This is a genomic window from Kitasatospora sp. NPDC059747, assembly GCF_042732955.1.
Classification (GTDB): domain Bacteria; phylum Actinomycetota; class Actinomycetes; order Streptomycetales; family Streptomycetaceae; genus Kitasatospora.
In genome coordinates this window covers 21721-28783 of record NZ_JBHWGV010000024.1, presented here as the reverse complement: position 1 = coordinate 28783, position 7063 = coordinate 21721, and the positions used below count along the sequence as shown (strand labels likewise).

Here is a 7063-nt window from a genome sequence, read left to right as displayed (position 1 = left end):
CCAGCGCGGCGGCCGGGCCGTCGCCCCCCCCCCCCCCCCGCCCCTGATGAGAGGGACGGGACCATGCGCAGGACTCCGGCTCCGCTGTTCACGGCGGCCGTCGTCGCGGCACTCGCCGCGGGCGTCGGCGCCCCGGCCGCCGCCGATCCAGCGCCCGGGGTGATCCCGGGCGCCCAGGACATCGTGTGTACGGCGCCGCAGGGCGCGTCCGACGTGCTGAACCAGCTCAGCGGCGACTACAACGCCTCGCTGACCGACCCCGGCGCTCCGCGCTGGTACGTCTGGGGCCCGCAGGGACCGTCGCCGATCACGGCGAAGGCGGGAGCGAACCCGATCACCCGGCCGAGCAACACCACCGGGGGACTGAGAGCACTCGACTTGCCGGGCAGCGGCGTCGACTGCGCCGGCGCCGCCCGCGACCCGCAGAGCGGCGACCAGGTGAGCGACGACTTCGTGGCGTTCGCCAAGGAGGCGGTCGCGGTGGCCGGGGGATCACGGGTGCCGGCGAACCTGACGACGCAGAACCTCAGGGACCTCTACACCTGCAACGTCACCAACTGGCAGCAGATCGACCCGGCGTACTCCGACTCCACGGCCAAGCCCTTCCTCCCGGCGTACGACTCCAACGTCAGGGCCTTCTTCCTGAAGACCATCGGTGGCGGCAGCCCGGTCATCCCGGGCAGCTGCGTCATCCAGGGCACCCAGGAGAACCAGGGATCCGACCCGGCGCTGAGCGATCCCGACGCGATCGTCCCGTACTCGGTCAGCCACTACATCTGGCAGGTGCTCTACGGCCGCGGCGGCGGCTCGGACGTTCCCGGCCCGTTGACCCTGCGCAGCATCGACGGTGTCGCGCCCGTCGACACGGCGAACCGGAGGATCGGCGACGCGTTCGCCGGGACCGTCTACAGCCACATCCTCTACAACGTGGTCCGGGACGCCGACTGGACCGCGACCGACGCGCACGGCCAGGCGATCCAGGGCATCTTCGGCCCCACCGGCTGGATCTGCACCAGCCCGACGGCGGCCGGCGACCTGCAGAGCTTCGGCCTCCTGCCGCTGCAGGGCTTCGACTGCGGCGCTGTCATCCACTCCTGACCGGCTCCTCTCCGCACCAGTGGAACCCACCTCTCCCAAGGAGTTCACCATGTCAAGAACCCGTGTCCGGCTCGCCGCCACCGGTGCCGCCGTCGTCCTCGCCGTGACCGGCCTGAGCGGCGCCGCCGCGGCCGACACCACGGTCACGACCACGCCGCCCACCGGGCAGGCCGTCATCACCTCCGACCTGACGTTCCTTCAGAACGCGGTGACCAATGGCATCGTGATCGTCCCGCTCCCGCCGGCGACCCCGGCCTACGCCGACACCACCGGCCTCACCACGACCCTCCCGGTCTCGGGCGGCGTCGCGAACATCCCGGCGTTCAACGGTGACATCCAGTTCGGCGGCGACCTGCTGTTCGTCAACATCGCCACGGGCAAGACCGTGATCTTCAAGCAGCTCGACCTCGTGATCAACAAGGGCAGGTTCTTCGCCGTGCCGGACGGCGCGACGGCCCCGGTGGCCCTGCTGGACCCGGCGGGCCGGGTCTCGGTCGGCCGCAACGGCACCGCCCAGACGCTCGACACCACCGGTCTGAAGGTGGACGCGGCCGCCGCGCAGTACCTCGACACCAACCTCGGCACGACCTTCTTCACGGCCGGTCAGTCGATCGGTTCGCTCGCGGTGACCTACACGCCCGGCAGCTGACGTCTCGCCCCGGTGGACGCCACCGGGGCAGCTCGGCGGGTCCGCGCTCCGGCGCGGGCCCGCCCGCCTTGGGGGCGGCCAACTCCGTTACAGGGGAGTCGCGTTGTGGCCTCGTACATCTGGCCGACCGGATCCGGCCATGTCCGGCTGGCCGAATGGTACGCACCGGAGCCATCCGGCCCAGCGCCATCGACGCCCCGCGCCGCCCACCGGCGGCTCGCACCCACCGGAGGTCCCCGCCATGAGAATCCGCGAACCCGACCCGGGAGGCCGAGGGTGGTGGCGCCGGCGACTGCCGGCCCTGGCGCTCGTCTGGGCCGTGGTGGCGGCACTCGCGGTGGTCCCGGTGGGCCTGGGAGCGGTGCCCGAGGCGCGGGCGGACTCCGCGAAGACGGTGCAGGGACCGAAGGTCTGGATCCCGGAGAAGAAGGGGTACGGGCCCGAGGGGAGCGTGACGGTCTCCCAGACGGAGAACCTGACCAACCAGGTGCTACAGGTCTCCTGGAGCGGGTTCACGCCGACCCGGTCCGTCACCGGCAAGCCGGTGATCAAGGCGATCAAGGATTCCGAGGACATCGCCTACGCGGTGCGGATCTACGAGTGCAAGGGCGAGAACCCCCTCATCACGGACTGCTACGGAAGCACGCTCTACGGAGGGGAGGCTTCGCTCGGCTTCGAGCAGAAGGCGCGTCCCTCGGGTCTGGAAGCGCCCGAACTCCGGTCCAACATGGTGATCGCCGCGACCGGCCAGGACGGCTCCGGCGCGGCCTCCATCGAGGTCTGGAACAAGCAGCAGAGCGTCGGACTCGGGTGTGACGCGGCGAACCCCTGCTCCCTCGTGGTCGAGCCGAACTACGGCGGCGACCCGATCGACTACTACAAGCTCCGCAAGGGCCAGGCCGACTGCGAAGACCACCGGATGGACGTCGGTTCGCAGATCTTCAAGGCCGCGACGGACTCCACCCTGCGCCCCGGCATGGAGAACTGGAAGACCAGGAACCGCAGCAGCGAGCAGTGCGCCTGGGGCCATCACGTGGTCGTCCCCCTGCACTTCGCCCCCACCCCGGACGACTGCGCGGCGGCCGCCGCCGACCTCCGGGCCCAGGGCCTGGAGATGGCGAACCGCGCCATGCAGCAGTGGCGGTCCGGTCTGTGCCTCGGCAGCTCCCCGCTGACCGTCCAGTACGCCTCGGCCGGCGGTGAACCGCAGGCGCGGACGGCGTTCTTCGGCGGGACCACCGACGTCGCGCTCACGGCCAGGCCGGACCAGTCGCCGCCGGCCCGGCCGTACGTCTACGCGCCCCTGACCACGACCGGCATCTCCGTGGTGTTCGCGATCGACGACAGGACGACCGGGCGCCAGATCCGCGACCTGCGGCTGAACGCCCGGCTGCTGGCCAAGCTCCTGACCCAGTCCTACGACTCGCCGGGCGATCCGATCAAGTCGGTGGCGGGCAACCCGACGTGCCTGTTCACGGACCCGGAGTTCATCAAGCTGAACCCGCAGACGGAAGCGAACGGAATCCACTGGCCGACCAGCTGCGGCGGGATCCTGACCGTCTTCCCGTCCGTCGCCGGCGGTACCACCGACCTCACCTACCAGGTGACCTCGTGGATCGCGAGCGACCCCGAGGCGGCCCGTTTCCTCGACGGCGAGCCCGATCCGTGGGGCATGCGGATCGACACCTTCTACCTGCGGCCGCAGTTCCCCGGGTACCCCGTCGAGGCCTTCCAGCCGCAGGACTTCACCGGCCCGGGCGTGTCGACCACCACCGTGGACCTCGCCCACTGGAAGCAGTACGAGTGGAACCCCTCCCTGCTCGGCCTGAGCCGGGTGGCCCGCAACATCCTGGAGGGCAAGCCGACCTGCCAGCAGCCGAACTCCGAATCGGACGGCCGGCACCTGGACTGCCCCGTCCAGGCCCCGGGTGAACGGGCCCTGCTCGCCATCATGGACGCCGGCCAGGCCAAGGCGTTCTCGATGCCCGAGGCGGCCCTGCTCAACCCGGCGGGCGCCTTCGTCGCCCCCGAGCGGTCCGGCTTCCAGGCCGCCGTCGCCGGCATGACGGTCGATGCCGCCACCGGCGTGCAGCAGCTGCCCTACGGCGCCGCGGACACCGCGTACTCGCGGGACCAGAAGGCCTACCCGCTGACCACCGTGCAGTACGCGATGGTCCCGACGAGCGGCGTGCCGGAGGCCAAGGCCGGTGCGATCGCGAACTTCCTCAAGTCGGTCACCAACGGCGGCCAGGTGTACGGCATCGAGCCCGGCCAGCTCGCCCCGGGCTTCCTCGCCCTGACCGCCGCCCAGCGCGCCCAGGCCCAGGACGCGGCCGCGCACGTGGCCGCGCAGGACGGCAAGCTGCCCGGGAACCAGGCCGCCCCGCCGAACCCGCCGGCCGTCGCGGGCGGCACCTCCGGGGGCGGCGCCACCTCCGCCCCGGCGGGCGGCAGCGGAGGCTCCACCCCGGTGAGCGACAACGGCCCGGCGGGCGGCACCGCCCCCGACGGCACCGGGACGGGCTCCGGCCGGAACGGCACCGCCACCGACGGGTCCACCGCGGCCGGTACGGGCGCCGGTGCGCCCGCTGCCGCGGCACCGCCGGCCGCGGGTGCCAAGCCCACCGGGACGCCGACCGCCAAGGGCCCGCTGTCCGCCGCCCCGGTGGCGGCCGGCACCCCGCTGGCCGACCGATCGGGCCTGGCGCGGCTGCTGCTGCCCGTCGCCCTGATCGCCGGCCTGGTGCTGGTGGTCGGCGGGCCGGCCGCGCTGCTCCTCGGCGGCACCCCGGCCGGCGACAAGGCGGTGGCCGCAGTGCGCCGGGGCTGGTCGCGGCTGCGCCGCAGGCCCTGACGCCGACGCGGCGAACGACTCGGCGGGGCCGCCGTCCCGGCCCCGCCGAGCCCCTTCCGGCGGGCGCACGCTCCCTGCCCGTTCCCCCGCAGCCGTTCCATGCAGCCGTCCCCACATAGCCGTTCCCCCGCAGCCGTCCCCGAGCACGGAGAGCAGACCATGACAGCCGCCGCCGAGCCCGCGGCACCGTACGCCGGGGCACCGGGCCAGCCCGACCGCGGGCCGGACGAGGACGTCCCGCGCATCATCACCGCCCCCGCGACCGCCAGCGACCGGGTGTTCCGCGGCGTGCTGCGGCTCGCCGGGCTCTCGGTCTTCGCGATCATGGGGCTGATCGCCTTCTTCCTCGTGCTGCGCGGCGCCGACGCGCTGCGCATCGTCGGCTGGTCCTTCCTGACCGAGCGGAAGTGGCAGACCGGCGCGCACAGCTTCGGCATCGCGGCGGTGCTCCCGGACGGTCTGCTGATCGCCGTCATCGCGCTGACGATCGCCGTCCCGGTGGCGCTCGGCACCGCGATCTTCATCTCCGAGTACGCGCCCCTGCGGCTGCGCGCACTGCTGATCACCCTGGTCGACCTGATGGCGGCCATCCCCAGCATCGTCTACGGCCTCTGGGGGCTGTTCTTCCTCCAGCCGCGCATCCTCGGCCTGGTGCGCTGGATGGCCAACCACCTCGGTGACGTGCTCCCGTTCCTGAAGGTGCGCACCGGCGACGTCGGACCGTCCTACACCTCCTCGACCTTCATCGCTGGCGTGGTGGTGTCGCTGATGATCATTCCGATCGTCACCTCGCTCTCCCGCGAGGTGTTCTCCCAGGCACCGCAGGGCGAGCGGGAGGGCGCCTACGCGCTGGGCTCGACGCGCTGGGGGATGGTCCGGACCGTGGTGCTGCCGTTCGGACGCGGCGGTGTGATCGGCGCGGTGATGCTGGGCTTCGGCCGCGCGATGGGCGAGACGATCGCCGTCGCGCTGATCATCTCGCCGAGCTTCCAGACCATCACGCACGTCCTGGAGAACGGCGCCAACTCGATCCCGGCGCTGATCGCACTGCGGTTCGGCGAGTCGGACTCGCTGTCGCTCTCCGCGCTGATGGCGGCCGGTCTGGTGCTGTTCGCGCTCACCCTGCTGGTCAACGTGGCGGCCGGCTTCGTGATCAACCGGTCCCGTTCCGGCTCCGCGACGGCGGACTGACCATGACGAACCCCGAAGGGACGATCCGATGACCACGCTCGACCTGCCGCCGGTCGCGGCGTCCGGGCCCGCAGCCGCTCCCGCGCCCGACGGACGGCCGCGACCCGAGAAGCGGGTGAAGCTCGGCGGCATCACCCGGGACGACGTCTTCACCCTGGCCGGCGCGTCGGCCGGCGCGCTGGGCCTGGACTGGATGTTGTACGAGCGGGTCCTGCCGTTCAGCGGTGTGCTCGGCTTCCTGATCTGCTGGTACGTGCTCTTCCTGGCCGGCTACTACGCGCTCGGCCGTCTCCAGTGGGGCCCGATGATGGTGCGCGACCGCTTGGTGGCGGTGGTCGCCTGGAGCGCCGGGCTGCTCATCGTCGGACTGATCGCCGACCAGATCGGCTACGTGACGAGCCGTGGGATGGACGCGGCGCAGCACCTCAACTTCTTCACCGAGTCGATGGAGAGCACCGGCCCGCTCAGCCCGATCACCTCCGGCGGTGCGCTCAACGCGATCGTCGGATCGCTCGAACAGCTGGGCCTGGCGACGTTGTTCGCGGTGCCGCTGGGGATCGGCGCGGCCGTCTTCATGTCCGAGGTCGGCGGCCGGATGGCCCGGCCCGTACGGACGCTGGTCGAGGCGATGACGGCGCTGCCGTCGATCGTCGCCGGCCTGTTCGTCTTCGGCGTCGTGATCCTCACCTTCGGGTTCGAGAAGAGTGGCTTCGCCGCCTCCCTGGCGCTGACCGTGATGATGATGCCGATCGTCACCCGGGCCGCCGAAGTGGTCATCCGGTTGGTGCCGGGCACCCTGCGCGAGGCCTCGTACGCGCTCGGCGGCAGCCAGTGGCGGACGGTGTGGAACGTCGTGCTGCCCACCGCCCGCCCAGGACTGGTGACGGCCGTCGTGCTCGGGATGGCGCGCGGCGTCGGTGAGACCTCGCCGGTGCTGCTGACCGCCGGCTTCACCGCACAGTTCAACGGCAACCCGTTCGAAGGGCACCAGGTGTCGCTGCCGCTGTACATCTGGAACTACGTCAAACAGCCCTACGACCCCATGATCGCGCGGGGCTTCGCCGCCGGTCTGACCCTGATGGGCGTGGTGCTGGTCCTGTTCGTCACCGCGCGTCTGCTCGGTGGCCGCCGGCCCGGTCAGCTGACCGGGGCCCAGAAGCGCCGGATCAACCGGGACGCGCGCCGCGCCGAGGCCGCCGCGCTGGCCGCCGTCTCCCGTCCGGTCGTCGCCGTGCCGAGGAGTCGCTGATGTCGCACTCAACCAACCGCAG

The 7063-nt window shown here is 72.2% G+C and carries 5 protein-coding genes; all 5 read left to right on the top strand.

The genetic code is table 11. The features are described from left to right. Positions 1-63 precede the first annotated feature (63 nt). The 5 genes from ACFV4G_RS13310 (at position 64) to pstA (ending at position 7041) form a co-directional block, all read left to right on the top strand. Positions 64-1098, top strand: coding sequence for a hypothetical protein (locus tag ACFV4G_RS13310; RefSeq protein ID WP_380439632.1), 1035 nt, complete (start codon positions 64-66; stop codon positions 1096-1098). A 49-nt stretch (positions 1099-1147) separates the two neighbouring features. Then, positions 1148-1747 (top strand): hypothetical protein, encoded by a 600-nt coding sequence (locus tag ACFV4G_RS13305; protein ID WP_380439630.1) that lies wholly within the window; start codon positions 1148-1150, stop codon positions 1745-1747. Between the two features lie 241 nt (positions 1748-1988). Continuing rightward, complete coding sequence (locus ACFV4G_RS13300; RefSeq protein ID WP_380439628.1) at positions 1989-4601, top strand: hypothetical protein; 2613 nt, start codon at positions 1989-1991, stop codon at positions 4599-4601. Between the two features lie 159 nt (positions 4602-4760). Further along, positions 4761-5792 (top strand): phosphate ABC transporter permease subunit PstC, encoded by a 1032-nt coding sequence (gene pstC, locus ACFV4G_RS13295; protein WP_380439626.1) that lies wholly within the window; start codon positions 4761-4763, stop codon positions 5790-5792. A 28-nt stretch (positions 5793-5820) separates the two neighbouring features. Further along, positions 5821-7041: a phosphate ABC transporter permease PstA gene (pstA, locus tag ACFV4G_RS13290; RefSeq protein ID WP_380439624.1), complete on the top strand. Its 1221-nt coding sequence runs from the start codon at positions 5821-5823 to the stop codon at positions 7039-7041. Positions 7042-7063 lie beyond the last annotated feature (22 nt).

Bases quoted from the DNA above. Each gene is read 5' to 3' on its own strand.
- ACFV4G_RS13300 (WP_380439628.1), top strand. From the start codon at position 1,989: ATGAGAATCCGCGAACCCGACCCGGGAGGCCGAGGGTGGTGGCGCCGG.
- ACFV4G_RS13310 (WP_380439632.1), top strand. From the start codon at position 64: ATGCGCAGGACTCCGGCTCCGCTGTTCACGGCGGCCGTCGTCGCGGCA.
- pstA (WP_380439624.1), top strand. From the start codon at position 5,821: ATGACCACGCTCGACCTGCCGCCGGTCGCGGCGTCCGGGCCCGCAGCC.
- ACFV4G_RS13305 (WP_380439630.1), top strand. From the start codon at position 1,148: ATGTCAAGAACCCGTGTCCGGCTCGCCGCCACCGGTGCCGCCGTCGTC.
- pstC (WP_380439626.1), top strand. From the start codon at position 4,761: ATGACAGCCGCCGCCGAGCCCGCGGCACCGTACGCCGGGGCACCGGGC.